This is a genomic window from Enterobacter chengduensis (assembly GCF_001984825.2).
Lineage (GTDB): Bacteria > Pseudomonadota > Gammaproteobacteria > Enterobacterales > Enterobacteriaceae > Enterobacter > Enterobacter chengduensis.
On the sequence record NZ_CP043318.1, the window covers coordinates 3,056,741 to 3,074,563 of the forward strand.

Below are 17,823 nucleotides of genomic sequence, written 5' to 3' on the forward strand. Positions count from 1 at the left end.
GGTTCAATTGTCAGTCAAAATGTTTCCCAGTTTTCATCTTGTCCGGTCGTTGCCGCACGCAGGCGAGTGACCGCCGATTCGGCGGCTGGCGCGCGATACGTGGCTTGCGAAGTGACCGTATTTCCAGCGAGTGAAGCGAGACGAAACGCCGAGACGGCCATCTTCAGACGGCTCGCCTGGTCTTCCAGGGCAGCGGCCGCCGCAGCGGACTCCTGCACCAGCGCGGCGTTTTGCTGCGTCACGCGATCCATTTCCGATACCGCCAGAGCCACCTGGTCGATACCACGACTCTGCTCATCGGACGCAGAGGCGATTTCACCCATGATGTCCGTCACGCGGGTGACGGCATTCACGATGTCATTCATGGTCTCCCCGGCGCTTTCCACCAGCACGGAGCCGGTATCCACGCGGGAGACGGAATCTTCAATCAGGGCCTTAATCTCTTTCGCCGCGTTGGCGCTGCGGCTGGCCAGGTTGCGTACTTCCCCGGCCACCACGGCAAACCCGCGTCCCTGTTCACCCGCACGCGCCGCTTCCACGGCGGCGTTCAGCGCCAGAATGTTGGTCTGGAAGGCAATACCGTCGATGACGCTGATGATGTCGGCGATTTTCTTCGAGCTCTGGGCGATGTCGTGCATGGTTTTCACCACGCCATCCACCACGCGACCGCCGCGCTGTGCCGTCTCGGAGGCGCTTTCCGCCAGCTGAGAGGCCTGGCGGGCGTTATCGGCGTTCTGCTTCACGGTCGCCGTGAGCTGCTCCATGCTGGCCGCCGTCTCTTCCAGCGCGGAGGCCTGCTGTTCGGTACGGGATGAAAGGTCGTTGTTCCCCATCGCAATTTCGCTGGTGCCGGTATAAATAGCCTCTGAGCCGTTACGCACGTTGGCGACGGTTTCGATGAGCGAACGCTGCATATGGTCAACGCTGTTTGCCAGCTCGGTGATCTCATTGCGACCGGACACGGTCAGGGTTTTGGTCAGATCGCCACCGGCAATCTCACGAATGTGGGCAATGACGCGGCCAAGAGGGTTCAGCAGAATATGGCGAATGCCGTACCAGACCGCGACCAGCACGATGACCAGCGCCAGCGCCAGCACCGCCATCTGCCATTTCGCAAAGCGATAGTCATTCTGGCTTTCGGTAAACGCGGAGTGATACAGATCGCCGCTGGCCTTCGCGTATTCCCCGAGCGCCGCGCCGAGGGCGTTTTGCATCCCCTGCGTTGGCTGCGCGAAGTAGGCGTCCATGTTGCCGCTCTCCAGGAACTGGATCAGCTCCGTCAGGCCAGCAAAGTAGGCCGTGTATTTTTCATCAATATTCTGGCTGACCTGCGCCATAGCAGGCTGCGGCGCGATCTGCTTGAAGGCGGCGTAGTGTTTCGCGGCGTCGGCGAGGGTCGCGCGGGCATTTTTCAACAGATCGGTTTTCGCGCTGCTCTGCTGATTGTTGGGGTCCATCATCATGCGCGCGGACGAGCGGCTCAGGTTGATACGCGTCTGCAGCATCAGATCCCACGTTGAGGTGAGTTCACTTTGCTGCATGCGCAGATCGTTCGAGGCCGCGAAGCTGTCCTGGTTCTGTTTTAATGATGAGAAAAAAAGCCCGCCGGAAATGAGCTGAAGAAGTGCGAAAATGACCAGCACCATCATAAGCATTGTGACAACGCGGATACGGCTCAACATACAACACCTTCTCATAGATTTATTAACGGTGTTATCGGCACTGCCCACAGGAACTTTACATTTGAGAAAGGGAAAAGCGCGGGGGGTTAAAACGCCACGTCGACGATCAGCGTATCGGTATAGGTTCCGGCGGGCGGCGTGGCCTGATTCGTCAGGACCTTCGCGGTGTAGTTATAGGTGCGCAGCAAGCCGTCGGTACTGACCTGCGACGAGGTCGCGCTGGTCCAGCGCTCAGTGCCGCTGCCGCCCCAGCGGTTCGTCGTGGCTTCTTTATAGATGTCGTAGCTCATATAGTTGCTGCCGCTCGCCATTCGCCGCACGTTATTCAACGCGTTAGCGCCGTTATTTATGCCGATGGTATAGGTACTTCCTTTGGTGCAGGTAACGGCAATCGCCTGCGAGACGGTAGGGAAACTTTGTACCAGCGGCGCGCTGTTGAAGTTCACGTCTGGCGTGGTCATGGCGCTGCAGTCGTTGGTGACGGTCATATCCAGCGTGATGCTGGTGCCTTTCGTTCCGGTTTGCAGGCCCGACAAACACGCGTTGAGCACGCCCACCGAGCAGACGCTGTAGGTAATATCGAAGTTAAGCGTGACCTGGTAAGGGCCGGCGGTCACATTTTGTCCCGCTACCGTCCGGAAATAGAGAGGGATATTGTATTGTTTGCCGCCAATCAGATTTAACAAGGTACTGCTGCCCCAGGTATAGGTTTTACTGGTTTGCACTTCACTGTTGTTTGCGCAGCCCGACTGGCCGCACAGGCGCGTCGGGATCGCATCCGTGATGGTCGCGTTGTCGGTACGCTTCATGGTCGCACGACCATTGGCCGAAACGGTCGCTGAAAGAAAATTCAGGGTGATGGTGTCGCCGGTCAGCAGGTTCAACAGCGCATCGCAGGCCACGACCAGCGTACCGGTGGTTGCCACTTCGCCAGATCCACCGAGCGCGAATGAGGTCACGCTACCAAACGCGGCGTTGACCGTGCTGACCCGACAGTCAGCCCAACTGCCGCCGGTCACCAGCAGCAGAAGCACAAACAGCAGGCGCCTCATGGCGCCTCCCGACAGACCAGCGGACCGTAGGTTTGCAGCTTGTGTTCCGGGTTGGATCCCACCGTCAGGGTCGTCGTGCAGCGCTTCCCGCCCGGGGTAACGACCTCGAGCGGGTTCACATCGCTGAGATTTTCCAGCCAGGCGATACCGTCATAGCCGACGACGGCGCTGCTGCGCGAGGCCCTGCGCACCTGGCTGCCCACCGGCAGCGCCTGCCCGCGCGCATCATGCAGGATGACGCTGGCGACCCGCTCCTGCTCCATCGGAAAATCGACCAGGTAACCGCTGTGGCGGCGGATCGCAATTCGCCGTTCGGTCTCTTTCAGCTGGGTATCCGCCGGCAGGTTCAGCGTATCGATGCGGTAGCTTGCCGGGTAGTACGCCGACACCCCGCTGACCAGCAGGTAGCCGTTGTGATTGGTTTTGCCGACGGGCTGATTTTCATAGCTGACGGGTACATCCGGATGGCCGTCGGTGCTGATAACCACAAACGCATCGTTAATTTTGTTTGCCGCAAACAGCTCGCCGTCCATCAGTACAACAGAGCCCATCGCCTCGCCCCACCAGGTCATCATGTCCCTCTCGCCATAGGCACCGCCCTGCAGCTCAACGTTGTTGTTGCGCCAGCCCAGGGAGCCCTGCTGATAATCACGTGACCTTGACTGGTTGGCCCACGCCATGTTCCAGCTAAAACCCCCGTCAGACGGCATGGCGTGGTTATAGTTGATGCGCTGGGTGCTGCCGGCATCCGGCGTGTTTTCAACGGTGAACGCGGCGCTGTCGCGTGCCCCCAGCGGCACCTGCAGCGACAGCGCGACCGTCCAGTATCCCCGCTGCTGGTCCCGGCTACCGGCCAGGTAAATACTGCTCGCGCCCCACAGGCTGCGGCTCCAGGAGAGATTAAGCAGCTCGGTTTTTTGGCTGTCAAAACTCTCCACGCCGATCCAGGCCGCGCCGATATTGCCGTACTGTCCCAGGTTGAAGGTCAGAGAATACTGGTCCGTATTGCGGCTGAAGCTGGCGATGGGTTTATCGTTCTCGTCATACACCGTCGGCTGGTCGTAAAGTGCCAGATTGCCAAAACCGCGGCCTCGACGCGTATGCTGGGTGGCGACGCTGAACTCGCTGGTGCTGTACTGGTAGCCCCAGGTGACTTGCCCACCCGCCTCCCCGCGCATGCGGCTCTGGGAGTAAGAAGTATTCACTACGCCAAGCTGGCCAAGCTTTACCACCGTTCCCGCTCCGCCGAGCGCCAGATCCTGCGCCCCTTCTGCATGGCCTTCCAGCGTCAGCCAGTCCGTCGCCCCGTAGCGATACGAGCCGCTGCCCCCCGCGGAGCCGTAGTCAAAATTCTTGATGCCGTAGTTACGCCGCAGGCTGCCCAGCGTCACGGCGCCGTCGCTGAGCCCTTTTTTGAGCAGGTCGCTGGTGACGTAAAACGGTAGCGTGGTGCTCACCTGACGCCCCAGCGCATCCGTTGTGACCAGCACCGCATCCCCGGCACCGTTGATATAGGGCAGATTGGTCAGGGTGAAAGGGCCCGGCTGGAGCTGGGTTGAGCCGGAGCGATAGCCGTTGATAAAGAGATCGACCGAGGTCGGTACCGCCGCTTCCCCCGCGAACTCGGGCAGCGGCCACGTTACCAGGTCAGGGCGCAGGGAGAAATCGCGCCCGACGCTTATCCCCCCCATCCGCACGCTGGAGCTCCAGCTCAGGGCATCGCCGATCACGTCCCCGACGCTCCAGCTCATCGCATCATCTTCATTCGTGAACAGCAGGGTAGTGTCATAGCGGACATATCCGTCCTGCTGGCCATCGTTACCGCTGAAATTTTCCCGGGCATAGCCGGTGGAGGAAAACGAGCCGTTCTCATTGAAGTAGCGGAACTCATGCCAGAGGGACGCCTGTCCGCCGATATGCGCCGTGCGGTTAGTGTAGAAATCGTAATTGAGCAGCGCGCCTCGCCCGAAGTGCGGTTTGGCCTGCGCCGTTTGCGCGCTAAACGGGGTCACGCGGGATGCGACCCAGTCGCGGGGAACCGTCAGCAGGAGGCGCTGCGCGGCGCTGTCATACTCCGTGCGTACCTGAGAAAGCGAAGAGAGATTCACCTCTCCGGCAGGAACATGCTCCGGCGGCAGTCCCGCGCGCAGCAGGTCGGCGCTGGAGACAAAGAAAGCGCCTTTACGCTGCGTGACGGGCACCACCAGACCGGTGTCGTAATGGTTTAGCACCAGGGCAAGCTGAAACACCGCCTCATCATTTACCGCCTGCGCCTGGGGCGGCGGCGGTAAACTGTCATCGCCGGACTCAGCCCAGGTCGCGGTACTGACGCAAAGCAGTATCATCATCGCCGGCTTCAGTTGACGGGCGTCGACTGCCATTGTGCATCCCTGGCATTAATCTGGGCGCTCATCCGCTCGGGCTGGCGAACGCCTGCGGGAATCGGCCAGCTGCGGGTACTGCCGGGGAGCACGTACCCCAACAACCCTTCCGCGACCGTGCGTTTCTGCCCTCCCTGCTCCAGCGCCACCTGACTCAGCCTGACGTGGATATCGCCTCGATTTCGAACCTCCAGTGCCGGCTGTCCATCCGTTCGCGTCACCCGCCAGCTCAGGTTCCGGGTCTCTACCAGCGCGTGATGCGCCCCCTCTTTTATCGTCGGGATCCCCTGCCCGTAGACGAACAGCGGGATGGAATAACGCATCTGTAATTTGAGACCGATGGTGGGTTCGGCTTTCGCATCAGCCTGGGGGATTTCATCCACGATAATGCGGTAGGCTTGTTCCGTGCCCGCCGGGACCGCCCCCTGTTTGATAAGGCGAATCAGCTGCTTATTGCCTTTTTGAATCGTGACGATGGGCGGGCTGGCGACCACGTCCTGCTGCGCCGTATAACGCTCATACCCGCCCTCCTGCTTCCAGCGTACGATGCGCACCTGCATCGTCGTGGCGCTGTTTCCCTGGTTCTGGATCCACAGTTCCGTCGCGTTGGCGTCAGCGGCAAGCCAGGGATCGATGGGCCAGAGCAGAATAGTGGCTGCCGCCTGCGCCTCGCCCGTGGCCGCGACGCCCGATAAGACCCCCGCCAGACACAACTGCTGGAAAAATGGCTTCATCGACTCTCTCCCTTTATTACCATGACAAGGTCACGGTGAGCTGATCGGAATACGTTCCTGCCGGGCTGAAGCCGGTCAGTAGCGCCACGCCAAAAAGCGGCAGCGCGATGTTATTGCTGTTGCTATAGGCCACCGGTATTGCCTGGTTGAGGCCAATTTCGCTGTTGGCGGCCAGCGAGCTGCTGCTGTAGAGCCGATAAGCCACCATTTCGGTACCGTTTGCGCGCTTCAGTCGCCGAACGGATGAGTAATTCTGACCACCATCAATACTCATACTCAGCGTCACGCCCGGCGTGCAGGCGATGGACAACGCCCCGTTTGGCACAAAACTGGTGTTTACGGGCGCGCTCTCGACGCCGTTATGGCTGCCAAAATCCAGCGTACCGTACAGCCCGCCGCTGCCCGCGGCCACCGCGCATCCCGGAACAATCGTCGCGCTGACCTTAAAGGACTGTGACGTCACCGCACCCGCGGCGGGGATCAGCAGCAGAACGGCGATCAGCGCGAAAAAAGGCTGCACGTTTCCCTCTGCGCGTTTGCGCAGACCTATGAAGGTTGCCATCATGGCAGTGCTGGATTAATACGTTACGCTGACGTTAATCGTGTCGGTGTAGGTTCCCGGAACGACCGTCACGCTGTTTCCCCCGCCGGTAATGCGTCCGTAGAGGGTGTAACTATCCACGCCTCCGGCCGTAGAGGCGATCGGCAACGCGGCGTTGTTGGCAATCACGGTATTAAACCCGCTGTCGCTGTACAGGTTGTAAGCCACGCCCTGCGCCGCGTTGGCTGTATTCACCAGATAGCGCTCGGGGGTTCCGGGCGAGCCCACTACGGATCCCGGTGCGGTGGAGTGGGTATTGCCGGTAATCGCCACAGAATAGCTGCTGTTCGTACACTGAATGGTGAAGGTGCTTCCACCGCTGGCGCCGGTCAACTGCGTGGTGAGGGTGGAAAAGGTCGCGGGATGGGTACCGAAATCGAGCGTGCCGAAGTTAATGCCGCTTTGCGAGGGCGAGCCGTTAATCAGGCAGCCGTTTGTCAGCGTCAGCGTCACCCCGATGGTGCCGCTGCTGGTGACGGCCAGCGCTTGATGAACGCCCGTCGTCGTCAATAAAGCGCCCGCACAGATCAAAAGGAGTTTTCTTTTCATTTACCACCCTCCAGAAGACGTCTCCGTTCCCTTGCCATATTTTATTTTGGCCGTTCAAGATGTTAGCCCCGCTTAACGTTCCTCTGAGGGGGTTATTGAGAATTTAGTTTACGGATACCGCTTGCACCACCCGCCTCAAACTGAATAAGGCACATGTCTTATTGACTCATTATTCATAGTCAAAACAATAACTTATGATTATTAGAGCAATGATTTTATTTTTTTCAGGCAGAATATATCCATTAAAGTGTGATCTCGATCACAATATATCGTCGACGCATTAACAACAAATTTAATAAAACTTAAAAAGGAGTTGTATCCCCCTACGCTTTGCGTCAATTTATGTGCCGAATATTTTCCCGCGTCGTAATAATAAATTTATATGTATCGCCGCGGGCTACATCTGAAGCGCATAGAGGGTTCTTTTTCGTGGCAAGTGCAAACAAACTCACACTCTTCATCGTGATATTCATGCTGGCGGGTATTCTTTCAGGGGCGGCAATTCATGAGTATGCATCTGCGGATGCCATCAAAGCCTGGTCGGATAACATCACCCTTCTGACCGATATTTTCCTCCGTCTGATCAAAATGGTGATTGCACCGCTGGTCTTCAGCACGCTCACCGTGGGCATTATGAAGCTGGGCGAAACTTCCACCATTGGCCGCGTTGGCGGCAAAGCGATGGTGTGGTTTATCAGCTCATCGGTACTCTCTATTCTGGTCGGACTGTTCATCGTCACGCTGGAGCATCCGGGAAGCGGTCTGAACCTGACCGTCCCAACCGAGGCGGTGGATACCGGCCTGGCCGTGGGGGGCATGACGCTGAAGGCGTTCCTGTCGCACACGATCCCAACCAGTATCGCAGGGGCGATGTCGAACAATGAGATCCTGCAGATTGTGGTGTTCTCGATGTTCTTCGGCATCGGCGGCGCGTCGCTGGGGCAGAAATTTAACGCCCCGCTAGTGGCCGCGCTGGACGTGGTTTCCCATATCATGCTGAAGGTCACGGGCTACGTGATGTACGTTGCGCCGCTGGCCATTTTCGCGGCGATCTCCTCCGTCATCGCCACGCAGGGCCTGGGCATTCTGCTGAACTACGCCTCCTTTATTGGCGGGTACTATGTCGCCATACTTCTCACCTGCCTGGTGCTGCTGGCCGTGGGTTACATGGTGCTGAAAAAAGAGGTGTTTCGCCTGGTCAGCATGCTGAAGGATCCGGTCCTGGTGGCGTTTACCACCAGCAGCTCTGAAGCGGCCTACCCTAAAACGCTGGAGCAGCTGGAGCGTTTTGGCTGCTCGCGCAACATCGCCTCTTTCGTCCTGCCGATTGGTTACTCCTTCAACCTGGTGGGGTCGATGGTGTACTGCTCCTTCGCCTCAATGTTTATCGCTCAGGCGTACAACATTCACCTGAGCTTCTCTGAAGTGACGGTGCTGATGCTGACCCTGATGCTGGCCTCGAAAGGGATTGCGGGCGTACCGCGTTCTTCACTGGTGGTGCTGGCAGCGACCATTCCGAGCTTTAATATTCCGGTGGCGGGTATTCTGCTGCTGATGGGGATCGACCACTTCCTGGATATGGGCCGTTCGGCGATTAACGTGCTGGGCAACGGGATTGCGACCGCAATGCTGTCGCAGAATGAAGGCGCGCGGGAAGCGGAAGCTGAGCTGGTAAAGCAGGAAGCGTAAGGGGCTAAAAAAGCCGGGTGGCGGCTCCGCCTTACCCGGCCTACAAATGGCTCAAACACGTAGGCCGGGTAAGCGTCAGCGCCACCCGGCTTTGTTTTAGACTACATGGGTAGCCACGGAAGCTGTGCTGGTGGAGCTGGATGTAAAAAAGCCGGGTGGCGGCTTCGCCTTACCCGGCCTACGAATGGCTTTAACACGCCACCCAGCTTTGTTTTTATGCCACGTGACTCGCGGCGATATCCAGCAGCGCCATCTCATCGCTGTTCAGCAGCTTCTCAATGTTCACCAGAATCAGCATACGCTCGCCGAGCGCGCCCAGGCCGGTCAGGTATTCGGTCGACAGCGTGACCGCAAACTCCGGCGCAGGGCGAATTTGATCGGAGGTCAGGGAGAGCACGTCAGAGACGCCATCCACCACGATACCGACCACGCGCTGCCCCAGGTTCAGGACGATCACCACGGTGTTGTCGTTGTAGTCAACGTCGCCCTGGCTGAACTTCACGCGCAGGTCCACGATGGGCACAATGACGCCACGCAGGTTGGTGACGCCTTTAATAAAAGCAGGCGTATTAGCGATGCGGGTAACCTGGTCGTAACCACGGATTTCCTGCACTTTCAGGATATCGATGCCGTACTCCTCATCGCCTAAAGTGAATACCAGGAATTCCTGCCCTGATGGCTCGCCCGCCAGTTTCGTTACATTACTCATACCGGTCATGTTATTACCTTCTACTTAATCAGGCGGCTGTGTACGCCACACGTTGTTCACGATTTAATCCCTGAAGCGCCGACACGTCGACGATCAGCGCCACGCTACCATCACCCAGGATGGTGGCGGCCGAAATACCCGGCACTTTACGGTAGTTGCTTTCGAGGTTCTTCACCACGACCTGGTGCTGACCAATCAGCTGATCGACCAGCAGCGCGTAGCGGCGGCCCGCGCTTTGCAGGATCACAACGATACCCTGCGTGGCCTCTGTCTTCGCGCCATTCACTTCAAATACTTTCCACAGTTCCACCAGCGGCAGGTACTCACCGCGCACTTCGAGGACGCGCTCGCCGCCCGCCAGCGGATGCAGATCTTCTTCACGCGGCTGCAGGGATTCCATCACGGCATTCAGCGGAAGAATGAAAACTTCGTCCGCCACCTTCACGGACATACCGTCGAGGATCGCCAGCGTCAGCGGCAGCAGGATGCGAATGGTGGTGCCGGAGCCCTGCTTAGACTGGATCTCAACGTGGCCGCCCATCTCCTGGATGTTACGCTTCACCACGTCCATGCCGACGCCGCGCCCGGACACGTCGGTCACCTGCTCTGCGGTTGAGAAGCCCGGCGCGAAGATCAGCATGCCGACCTCTTCGTCGGTCATGTTTTCATTGACCGCCATGCCCTGCGAAATCGCTTTCGCCATGATGCGCTCGCGGTTAAGACCCGCGCCATCGTCGGTCACTTCGATGCAGATGTTTCCGCCCTGATGTTCAGCAGACAGGATCAGGTTCCCAACCGGCGATTTTCCGGCGGCAATGCGGTTTTCCGGCAGTTCGATACCGTGGTCGAGGCTGTTACGCACCAGGTGCGTTAACGGGTCGATGATGCGCTCGATCAGGCTCTTGTCCAGTTCGGTTGAGCTGCCCATTAGGGTCAGTTCAATCTGCTTATTCAGCTTGCTGGCAAGGTCGCGGACCAGGCGCGGGAAGCGGCTGAAGACATATTCCATCGGCATCATACGGATGGACATGACCGATTCCTGCAGGTCGCGAGCATTACGCTGCAGCTGGCCCATGCTGGTGATCAGATCGCCGTGGGTGACCGGGTCCAGTTCGTTAGAGCGTTGTGCCAGCATCGACTGGGTGATCACCAGTTCGCCAACCAGGTTAATCAGCTGGTCAACCTTCTCAACGGCAACGCGAATGCTGGTGGATTCGCTGGCGCGGGCGGCAGGTTTCTCACCGCGGCCAGGGGCCGGGGCCTCTTTTGGCACCGCCTTCAGCGCCGGAGCCGCTGGCGTCACAGCCGGTGCGGCAGCCTGCGCGACGACGGCCACCTCTTCCACCGCCGCAGGGGCTTCAACCTCAGCCGTTTCGGTTTCAAAGGCAATCTGGTCGGCTTCAATCACAAAGCACAGCACCGCGACGATATCGTCCTGGCCAATACCGTCATCAAGCGTTGCAGCAAGGCTGTCTTTGCCTTTTACCACGTTGCTTAATTTCGCCAGGTTCCCCAGCTCTTCTTCGAGCAGGTTAACTTCATTCTCTTTCAGGCGCGACAGCACCACGCGGAGTTTGCCCGCCTGTGCGCTGGCAGGCGCAGACGCCTGCGCGTCAGCCGCATCGACAACGCTCAGTTTTGCGGCCGGAACAACCGCTGAGGCAACGTCACCTTTGGCTTCCAGCGCGAGCTGGCGCAGTGCATTGCAGATGTATTCAAAGCTGGCGGCATCAGGCTCTGCCGAACTTTTATAGGCGTCGAGCTGTTCCTGCATAATATCTTTGGTTTCCAAAAACAGGTTGATAATGTCGGTATTGAGCTGCATCTCACCGCGTCGTGCTTCATCCAGCAGGTTTTCCATTAAATGGGTCGTTTCCTGCAGGATGGTAAATCCAAACGTTCCGGCGCCGCCTTTAATAGAGTGCGCGGCACGGAAGATGGCATTGAGCTGCTCGGAGTCCGGTGCTTCAGGCACCAAATCGAGCAAGTGTTGCTCCATATCGGCCAACAATTCATCGGCTTCATCAAAGAATGTCTGGTAAAAATCGCTAATATCCATGCTCACGCTATCACCTCGGATTGGCTGGTGGCGATGTTGGAACGGCAGCCGAAGGAACGGCCCCAGGCTGTTTTAAATCGTCCAGTGACTCATTCTGACTTTCGGCGTTTTCATGCAGGATGGCCTGCTCCGCCTGCTGGTTCAGCACTAAAAGACTGATACGACGGTTGATGGCATCATCCGGCCCGCGGTCGGAAACGCGCATGGTTGCGGCCATGCCGACTACGCGCAGTACCTTGCCATCATCAAGCCCACCTGCCACCAGCTCGCGACGCGAGGCGTTGGCACGATCGGCAGAAAGCTCCCAGTTGCTGTATCCCTTCTCCCCGCTGGCGTACGGGAAATCATCCGTGTGTCCTGACAGGCTGATTCGGTTAGGAATGCCGTTCAGCACCGGTGCAATGGCGCGCAGAATGTCGCGCATATACGGTTCGACTTCCGCACTTCCGGTTTTAAACATGGGGCGGTTCTGGCTGTCGATAATCTGAATGCGCAGCCCTTCCTGCACCAGGTCGATCTTCAGATGCGGACGCAGCGCGCGCAGCTTTGGATCCGCTTCAATCAGCTGATCGAGATCGCCGCGCAGTTTCTTCAGGCGCGCCTGCTCCATTTTTCTTTTCAGCTCATCGATGTTCGGCTCTTTTTTCACCTCACCCTTCTGCTGGGTGTAATCATCGCCGCCGCCCGGGATCGGGCTGTCGCTGTTAGAGATACGCGGCCCACCCGTTACTGCGGTTGCCAGCGGCGTGCGGAAATATTCGGCAATCTGGATCAGTTCTTTCGGGCTGGAGATGGAGATCAGCCACATCACCAGGAAGAACGCCATCATGGCCGTCATAAAGTCGGCGTAGGCAATTTTCCACGAGCCGTGCGCGCCATGCCCACCGCCCTTGTGCTTGCGCTTTTTTACGATGACGATCGGATGGGACTGGTTTTTCATGCGTCCTCAGTTGTCGTCTGTTGGTTTGGGTTTTTCACCGCACGCACGTGTTCTTCAAGCTCGATAAACGACGGACGCTCGCTGGAGTAAAGCGTTTTACGGCCAAACTCAACCGCGATCGGTGGCGCGTAACCGTTGAGGTTTGAGAGCAGCGTGATCTTCACGCACTGCATCATTTTGGTGGTTTCCGCGCTCTTCTGGCGCAGCACGCTTGCCAGCGGAGAGATAAAGCCATACGCCAGCAAAATACCGAGGAAGGTTCCCACCATCGCGTGGGCAATCAGCGCGCCGAGCTCGGCTGCCGGACGGTCTGCCGAGGCCAGGGCGTGCACCACGCCCATTACCGCCGCAACGATACCGAATGCCGGAAGGGAGTCGCCGACAAGCGCGAGGCTGTTGGCCGGCACTTCAGATTCGCTTTCGTGGGTTTCGATCTCTTCGTCCATCAGCGCTTCGATTTCGAAGGTATTCATGTTGCCGCTGATGATCAGTCGCAGATAGTCGACGATGAAATCCAGCATCATGGCGTCGGCAAGAATGCGCGGGTAGCTGGCAAAAATTTCGCTCTCTTTTGGGTTTTCAATATCCCGTTCAAGCGAGAACATGCCCTGCTGACGCGACTTCGCCATCAGGCGATAGAGGAGCGCCAGTAGATCCATATACATACTTTTGGTGTATTTCGAGCGACGGAACAGCAACGGAATCGCTTTCAGCGTGCCCTTGATCGATTTACCGTTGTTGCCAACGATAAAAGCCCCTACCCCTGCGCCGCCGATGATAATAAGTTCAGCCGGTTGATAGAGTGCTCCAAGGTGCCCGCCGGTCATCATGTAACCGCCGAAAACTGTACCGAGAACTACCAGGTAACCTAATAAGATAAGCACGACATCATCCTTCCGCTAGTGACTATGGCAAGGACGTCCAGCTCGCAGCGTTTACCGTTTGCGGGGTAAAAAAAAGCAGCGGTAATTGCTTACCGCTGCTGGAATCTTTCCCACACGTTCGGGTTAAACAGCTTGTTCGATCTGTTCATCCAGCAGTTGTGGAATAATATCGGCAGCATCCCGGGAAAGTTTACGTCTTTTTACTGCGCGGGATGGAGGCTGACATAAACTGCAGGCGAAGCTGCCTGCAGGCTGATGAGCATGGGTAATAAAATTGCCATCGCAGCAGTTGCAGCGCGACAGCTCAAGCATTCCGCTCTCAACAAAACGCACCAGCGTCCATGCGCGGGTCAGCGCCAGCAGAGGGCCTTCTTCCTGCTGTGGGCATTGTTCAAGGTAAAGTTTGTACGCTTTGATCACGGCGTCAACGCCGCTACACAAACCGGTTTTAAGAAGATACTGCCAGGCATTACAGAACATGGAAGCGTGAATATTCTGCTCCCACGTCATAAACCAGTCGGTAGAAAACGGCAGCATGCCTTTCGGCGGGGGACTACCACGTAACTCTTTGTACAGCTTGATGAGACGACCACGGCTCAGCTGAGTCTCGCTTTCCAGCATTTGTAAACGAGCACCCAATGTAATCAGCTCCATGGCCAACTGTATGTCACGCGCTTCCTGAACAATGCTTTTCTCGCTCATTGCTAGGCCCTTTTCTTACGGGCTGCGTCATCAGGCTGGCTGATTTCGTTAAGCAAGCGGGTGGAGAGAAGAATACCGGTGTGGATCTGTTGAAGATCGTCTACACGGGACTCCTGCGTCAGACGCGTTATTGTCTGCGAATCATCGAAACGGAACTGGCAAACCAGTTGATTCGTTTCTGCCAGTTTAACCATTTGTGGGAGGGTTAAGCCGCCCAGCATGGTTGCCATCTCTTCGTTAATACCCAGACGAAACATCGCGGACGCTTTGTCCTGACTAATCAAACGCTGCGCGAGCAGTAAATACGACAAATTGATGTCATAGATATGTTTTAGCAACTCGGATGTATGCATTGTTCCCATCCCGAATAACCAACTATTATTTTTATGCGGAAAGACCGCACCCCGTGATGTCGCCGGGAAATCACCCGGTATAAAAAAGAAAAGGCCAAATGCATAGTTGAATTTAGGTTTGTATTCATTGAAACGCGCAAGAGAGAAGCCGCGGCTGCGTCTCTTACATGTTTTATCATTTCTTACAAATAACTAAGATTTTTCCTAATTCGACGCAAACTCTACTCGTCAGTTTTGCCACATACAATCCAGCCATCCTCAAATTTAAAAAAAATGTGATCCACGTCACACAATTTAAGTGAATATGACCCATAAATCCATCAGTATGACTTGTAATTTGTTTGTTTTTTAACCGATCAGCACTGTTTTGTATTCTTAATTGACGAATACTCATGCAGACGGGCGATTCGAACTGGCATACAACGTGCTTTTCTCGCCGTGAATGCCTGACGGAAACATTTACAATATCCCCCACCTCGGGAAACATTTTTCTTACCGAGAAAAAACATATAGTTATGCAGTTAACGCCAAAAAGATGTTTCAGGGCGTGATCATTCGGAATGAGTTTGTAACGTAGCAAAACGATTTAAGCGTCAAGGCGTGAAATTGTGTGATTTACGTTAAGTTGTTAATTTTTTTCATTTAGGCGCATTTTTTAGTTATTCTTCTTATAAGAATAATTAATGAATAATTATGATAAGCTTCACACTAATGTCGTATTTCGCTCTTGCAGAACCAGAGCATTCGCGGTAAAGGTGGTGACACGCAGTCTGTCAGACACCCAAGGAGTGCGCCATGAGTTACTCCCATCTTCTTGTTACCGTTGCAGTTTCTCCTGAAAGCCATCAGCTCGTCGCCCGGGCCGTTTCCATTGCCAGACCCCATAATGCCCGCATCAGTCTCATCACCCTCGCCGCCGAGCCAGAGATGTATAATCAGCTGGCCGCGCCCATGCTGGAGGATATTCGTGAGGTCCTTCAGGAAGAAACGCAGCAATTTCTGCGTGAATTAGTGGAAAAGGCGCAATATCCGGTTTATGAAACCGTTATTGCGACCGGGGAACTTAACGCCCATATTCTCGACATGTGTCGTAAACAACAAATTGATTTAGTCATTTGCGGGAATCATAACCACAGCTTTTTATCGCGAGCGGCCTGCGCGGCGAAATCTATTGTCGCCTCAAGCCAGGTTGATGTGCTGTTAGTGCCTCTTGGGGGGAATTAACGCTCCCCAGAGGAAAATCAGGCGAGTTTAGGGAACGTCGCGATCTTTTTTTGCAGATCGCCTTCATGACTTTGCGGGGCGATATCCCGGAGATCCTGAATAAAACGCGCCTGCCAGTGGTTTATGTCGTTCTTACGGATCGTCTCCATCATTTCCGCATGGCGGGAAAGACGTTCCGTGAGCGGCATGGTCAGCGCGCGGTTTAGCGCGTTTGCCACGTCATCCCGATCGTAAGGGTTAACGATAAGCGCCGACGTAAGCTCGTTTGCGGCACCGGCAAACTGGGAAAGCACCAGCACGCCCGGGTCAGCAGGATCCTGAGCCGCCACATACTCTTTCGCGACGAGGTTCATGCCGTCACGCAGCGGCGTGACCAGGCCAACGTCCGCATAGCGGAAGACCTTCATCAGGATCTTACGGTCGAAGTGCTGATTCAGGTAATAAAGCGGTGTCCACCCCAGCTGGCCATAGCGGCCGTTAATGCGCCCTGCTTCGGTCTCCAGCTGATGGCGAATATCCTGATAGGCCTGAACCTCGCCGCGCGACGTCGGCGCAATCTGGGTATAGCGAATTTTCCCGTGATGCTGCGGGTATTTATCCAGCAGCGTTTCATAGGCCAAGAAGCGTTCCGGCAGCCCTTTGGAATAATCAAGACGCTCTACCGAGAAGATATTTTTCACGTTCTTGAGTTCATTCTTAAGCTGCGCCAGCTTTGGCGGCAGCGGACCGGAAGCCTGCTCCGCGATATCGTCAGGTTCAATCCCTATTGGATAAACTTCGGTGTGGAACGTTTTCCCCCACGCCGTATGGCTTTTGCCGCCTTTGGTTACCAGACGCGTTTTTCCTGATACGGAATCAAGGAACGCGAGACGGTCATTTTCGGTCTGGAAGCCCAGTAAATCGTAATCACACAGCGCTTCGAGCAGATCTTCATGCGGCGGCAGCGCGTTAAATATTTCCGGCGTCGGGAACGGGATGTGCAGGAAGAAGCCAATCCGGTTATTCACCCCCCGCTTGCGCAGCTCTCTGGCGAAAGGCAGCAGGTGATAATCGTGGATCCATAAAATATCGTCTTCTTCTATTAAAGGCAGCAGTTTATCCGCCAGCAGCGCGTTCACGCGCGAGTAGCCTTCGAAGGATTCACGCTGGAATTTGACCAGGTCAAGACGATAGTGGAACGCAGGCCACAGGACGGCATTCGAAAACTGCGAGTAATATTCGTCGTAGTCTTTCTCTTTCAACGCAAACGACGCCCAGGTGATGTTCCCGCGCGTCACCTTATTGAGCGGTTTCTCTTCTTCACTGATTTCCCCACTCCAGCCAAACCACAGCCCGCCAGCGGCTTTTAAGGCACCTAACACCCCTACCGCCAGGCCACCTGCACTGGCTTTTTTATCATCAGGCGGTGCGATTCGGTTAGAGACGACGACTAAGCGACCCATAATGGTTTCCCCCTTTGCTTTGCGCTATTTGTTGTTGTTGATGGTTAGCGATATCAGATATCCACTGCCAGACGCTGGCGACATCCGCCAGTCGCCATTCGGCGACGGTGTCACCAGGCCCCACCTTGACGGCGATCCCTCCGGCCTGATTCACCACGCGAAACCCGGCCTCGTCGGTCAGGTCATCCCCAATGAAAACGGGCGTTCGCCCTTTGAAGGGCGCCTCCGCCATAAACGCGGCGATGGCTGCACCTTTATTAATTCCTTTCGGTTTTAGCTCCACAACGCATTTACCGGGCTGCAACGCCAGCTGCGGATGCACATCTGCAACCGTCTGAGCAAGGGCGAGCACAGCCTCCTCATGCTGCGGCGCCTGACGATAATGCAGGGCAAAGGCCATGCCTTTGGCTTCCAGCTCGGTGCCGGGCAGCGCTTCCAGCGCGTCAGAAAGCGCTTTATGAAGCGTTTGCGTGAGTGCGTCGGGGAGTGAAACGATATGCGTTTGATCATGGATGTCGCGGCGCTCCGCTCCGTGTACACCGGCCAGCGGAAAGTGGTAAGGACTGGCGAGCAGATCCAGCTCGGCCATTGAGCGCCCTGATATCAATGCCAGTGCTCCCTCGTTCATGAGCGAGAGCTGATGCAAATCCTGTAACACCGCATCCGGAACAGACACCTGGTCAGGGTGCGGTTTTATCCCGGCGAGCGTGCCGTCGAGATCAAAAAAGAAAGCATATTGTCCGGGCAGTACAGGCGGTGCGGTTAACATGTCAGCCACCCTTTTCCTCCTTACGGTTTACGAGAGGTAAACGCCTTTACCTC

The 17,823-nt window shown here is 56.4% G+C and carries 16 protein-coding genes; 2 read left to right on the forward strand and 14 right to left on the reverse strand.

Annotated elements, in window-relative coordinates; all coding sequences use genetic code 11:
- Positions 1–14: 14 nt before the first annotated feature.
- The 6 genes from tar to FY206_RS14865 form a co-directional block, all read right to left on the reverse strand.
- On the reverse strand, positions 15–1,682 hold the full coding sequence (tar, locus tag FY206_RS14840; RefSeq protein ID WP_077064180.1) for a methyl-accepting chemotaxis protein II: 1,668 nt from the start codon (positions 1,680–1,682) through the stop codon (positions 15–17).
- An 86-nt stretch (positions 1,683–1,768) separates the two neighbouring features.
- The gene (locus tag FY206_RS14845; RefSeq protein ID WP_032641346.1) at positions 1,769–2,734 is read right to left on the reverse strand and encodes a Csu type fimbrial protein; all 966 of its coding nucleotides are present in this window, start codon (positions 2,732–2,734) and stop codon (positions 1,769–1,771) included.
- Positions 2,731–5,115 (reverse strand): fimbria/pilus outer membrane usher protein, encoded by a 2,385-nt coding sequence (locus tag FY206_RS14850; RefSeq protein ID WP_077064179.1) that lies wholly within the window; start codon positions 5,113–5,115, stop codon positions 2,731–2,733. The genes FY206_RS14845 and FY206_RS14850 overlap by 4 nt, the downstream gene beginning before the upstream one ends.
- Positions 5,091–5,849, reverse strand: coding sequence for a fimbrial biogenesis chaperone (locus FY206_RS14855; protein ID WP_032641348.1), 759 nt, complete (start codon positions 5,847–5,849; stop codon positions 5,091–5,093). The genes FY206_RS14850 and FY206_RS14855 overlap by 25 nt, the downstream gene beginning before the upstream one ends.
- Before the next feature lie 16 nt (positions 5,850–5,865).
- On the reverse strand, positions 5,866–6,414 hold the full coding sequence (locus FY206_RS14860) for a Csu type fimbrial protein (protein WP_032641349.1): 549 nt from the start codon (positions 6,412–6,414) through the stop codon (positions 5,866–5,868).
- Between the two features lie 12 nt (positions 6,415–6,426).
- On the reverse strand, positions 6,427–6,999 hold the full coding sequence (locus FY206_RS14865; protein WP_032641350.1) for a Csu type fimbrial protein: 573 nt from the start codon (positions 6,997–6,999) through the stop codon (positions 6,427–6,429).
- A 429-nt stretch (positions 7,000–7,428) separates the two neighbouring features.
- Here FY206_RS14865 and FY206_RS14870 point away from each other — a divergent pair, with 429 nt between their 5' ends.
- Positions 7,429–8,688 (forward strand): dicarboxylate/amino acid:cation symporter, encoded by a 1,260-nt coding sequence (locus FY206_RS14870; RefSeq protein ID WP_032641351.1) that lies wholly within the window; start codon positions 7,429–7,431, stop codon positions 8,686–8,688.
- Positions 8,689–8,902: 214 nt separating this feature from the next.
- Here FY206_RS14870 and cheW read toward each other — a convergent pair whose 3' ends face one another.
- From cheW to flhD, 6 genes are all read right to left on the reverse strand, one after another.
- Entirely contained in the window at positions 8,903–9,406 is a 504-nt protein-coding gene (gene cheW, locus FY206_RS14875) for a chemotaxis protein CheW (RefSeq protein ID WP_008500420.1), read from the reverse strand.
- 19 nt (positions 9,407–9,425) lie between these two features.
- Positions 9,426–11,462: a chemotaxis protein CheA gene (gene cheA / locus FY206_RS14880; RefSeq protein WP_032641353.1), complete on the reverse strand. Its 2,037-nt coding sequence runs from the start codon at positions 11,460–11,462 to the stop codon at positions 9,426–9,428.
- Positions 11,463–11,466: 4 nt separating this feature from the next.
- Entirely contained in the window at positions 11,467–12,396 is a 930-nt protein-coding gene (gene motB, locus FY206_RS14885; RefSeq protein ID WP_014884353.1) for a flagellar motor protein MotB, read from the reverse strand.
- The gene (gene motA / locus FY206_RS14890; protein ID WP_008500417.1) at positions 12,393–13,280 is read right to left on the reverse strand and encodes a flagellar motor stator protein MotA; all 888 of its coding nucleotides are present in this window, start codon (positions 13,278–13,280) and stop codon (positions 12,393–12,395) included. The genes motB and motA overlap by 4 nt, the downstream gene beginning before the upstream one ends.
- Before the next feature lie 123 nt (positions 13,281–13,403).
- Positions 13,404–13,982 carry a flagellar transcriptional regulator FlhC gene (gene flhC / locus FY206_RS14895; RefSeq protein ID WP_013096051.1) on the reverse strand — a complete coding sequence of 193 codons (579 nt, stop codon included), beginning with the start codon at positions 13,980–13,982 and terminating at the stop codon, positions 13,404–13,406.
- 2 nt (positions 13,983–13,984) lie between these two features.
- Positions 13,985–14,335: a flagellar transcriptional regulator FlhD gene (gene flhD, locus FY206_RS14900; RefSeq protein ID WP_023312264.1), complete on the reverse strand. Its 351-nt coding sequence runs from the start codon at positions 14,333–14,335 to the stop codon at positions 13,985–13,987.
- Positions 14,336–15,130: 795 nt separating this feature from the next.
- Here flhD and uspC point away from each other — a divergent pair.
- Positions 15,131–15,559, forward strand: a complete 429-nt coding sequence (gene uspC, locus FY206_RS14905; protein ID WP_032641357.1) for a universal stress protein UspC — start codon at positions 15,131–15,133, stop codon at positions 15,557–15,559.
- A gap of 17 nt (positions 15,560–15,576) precedes the next feature.
- Here uspC and otsA read toward each other — a convergent pair whose 3' ends face one another.
- Together otsA and otsB are read right to left on the reverse strand one after the other, a co-directional pair.
- Positions 15,577–17,001, reverse strand: coding sequence for an alpha,alpha-trehalose-phosphate synthase (gene otsA, locus FY206_RS14910; protein ID WP_032641359.1), 1,425 nt, complete (start codon positions 16,999–17,001; stop codon positions 15,577–15,579).
- Positions 16,976–17,779: a trehalose-phosphatase gene (otsB, locus tag FY206_RS14915; RefSeq protein WP_032641361.1), complete on the reverse strand. Its 804-nt coding sequence runs from the start codon at positions 17,777–17,779 to the stop codon at positions 16,976–16,978. The genes otsA and otsB overlap by 26 nt, the downstream gene beginning before the upstream one ends.
- Between the last annotated feature and the right edge of the window lie 44 nt (positions 17,780–17,823).

What these genes read in the sequence shown, in the direction of transcription:
- uspC (WP_032641357.1), top strand. Translation starts at nt 15,131, where the DNA reads ATGAGTTACTCCCATCTTCTTGTTACCGTTGCAGTTTCTCCTGAAAGC.
- flhD (WP_023312264.1), bottom strand. Translation starts at nt 14,335, where the DNA reads ATGCATACATCCGAGTTGCTAAAACATATCTATGACATCAATTTGTCG.
- cheW (WP_008500420.1), bottom strand. Translation starts at nt 9,406, where the DNA reads ATGACCGGTATGAGTAATGTAACGAAACTGGCGGGCGAGCCATCAGGG.
- FY206_RS14845 (WP_032641346.1), bottom strand. Translation starts at nt 2,734, where the DNA reads ATGAGGCGCCTGCTGTTTGTGCTTCTGCTGCTGGTGACCGGCGGCAGT.
- motB (WP_014884353.1), bottom strand. Translation starts at nt 12,396, where the DNA reads ATGAAAAACCAGTCCCATCCGATCGTCATCGTAAAAAAGCGCAAGCAC.
- flhC (WP_013096051.1), bottom strand. Translation starts at nt 13,982, where the DNA reads ATGAGCGAGAAAAGCATTGTTCAGGAAGCGCGTGACATACAGTTGGCC.
- tar (WP_077064180.1), bottom strand. Translation starts at nt 1,682, where the DNA reads ATGTTGAGCCGTATCCGCGTTGTCACAATGCTTATGATGGTGCTGGTC.
- otsA (WP_032641359.1), bottom strand. Translation starts at nt 17,001, where the DNA reads ATGGGTCGCTTAGTCGTCGTCTCTAACCGAATCGCACCGCCTGATGAT.
- FY206_RS14855 (WP_032641348.1), bottom strand. Translation starts at nt 5,849, where the DNA reads ATGAAGCCATTTTTCCAGCAGTTGTGTCTGGCGGGGGTCTTATCGGGC.
- FY206_RS14860 (WP_032641349.1), bottom strand. Translation starts at nt 6,414, where the DNA reads ATGATGGCAACCTTCATAGGTCTGCGCAAACGCGCAGAGGGAAACGTG.
- FY206_RS14865 (WP_032641350.1), bottom strand. Translation starts at nt 6,999, where the DNA reads ATGAAAAGAAAACTCCTTTTGATCTGTGCGGGCGCTTTATTGACGACG.
- FY206_RS14850 (WP_077064179.1), bottom strand. Translation starts at nt 5,115, where the DNA reads ATGGCAGTCGACGCCCGTCAACTGAAGCCGGCGATGATGATACTGCTT.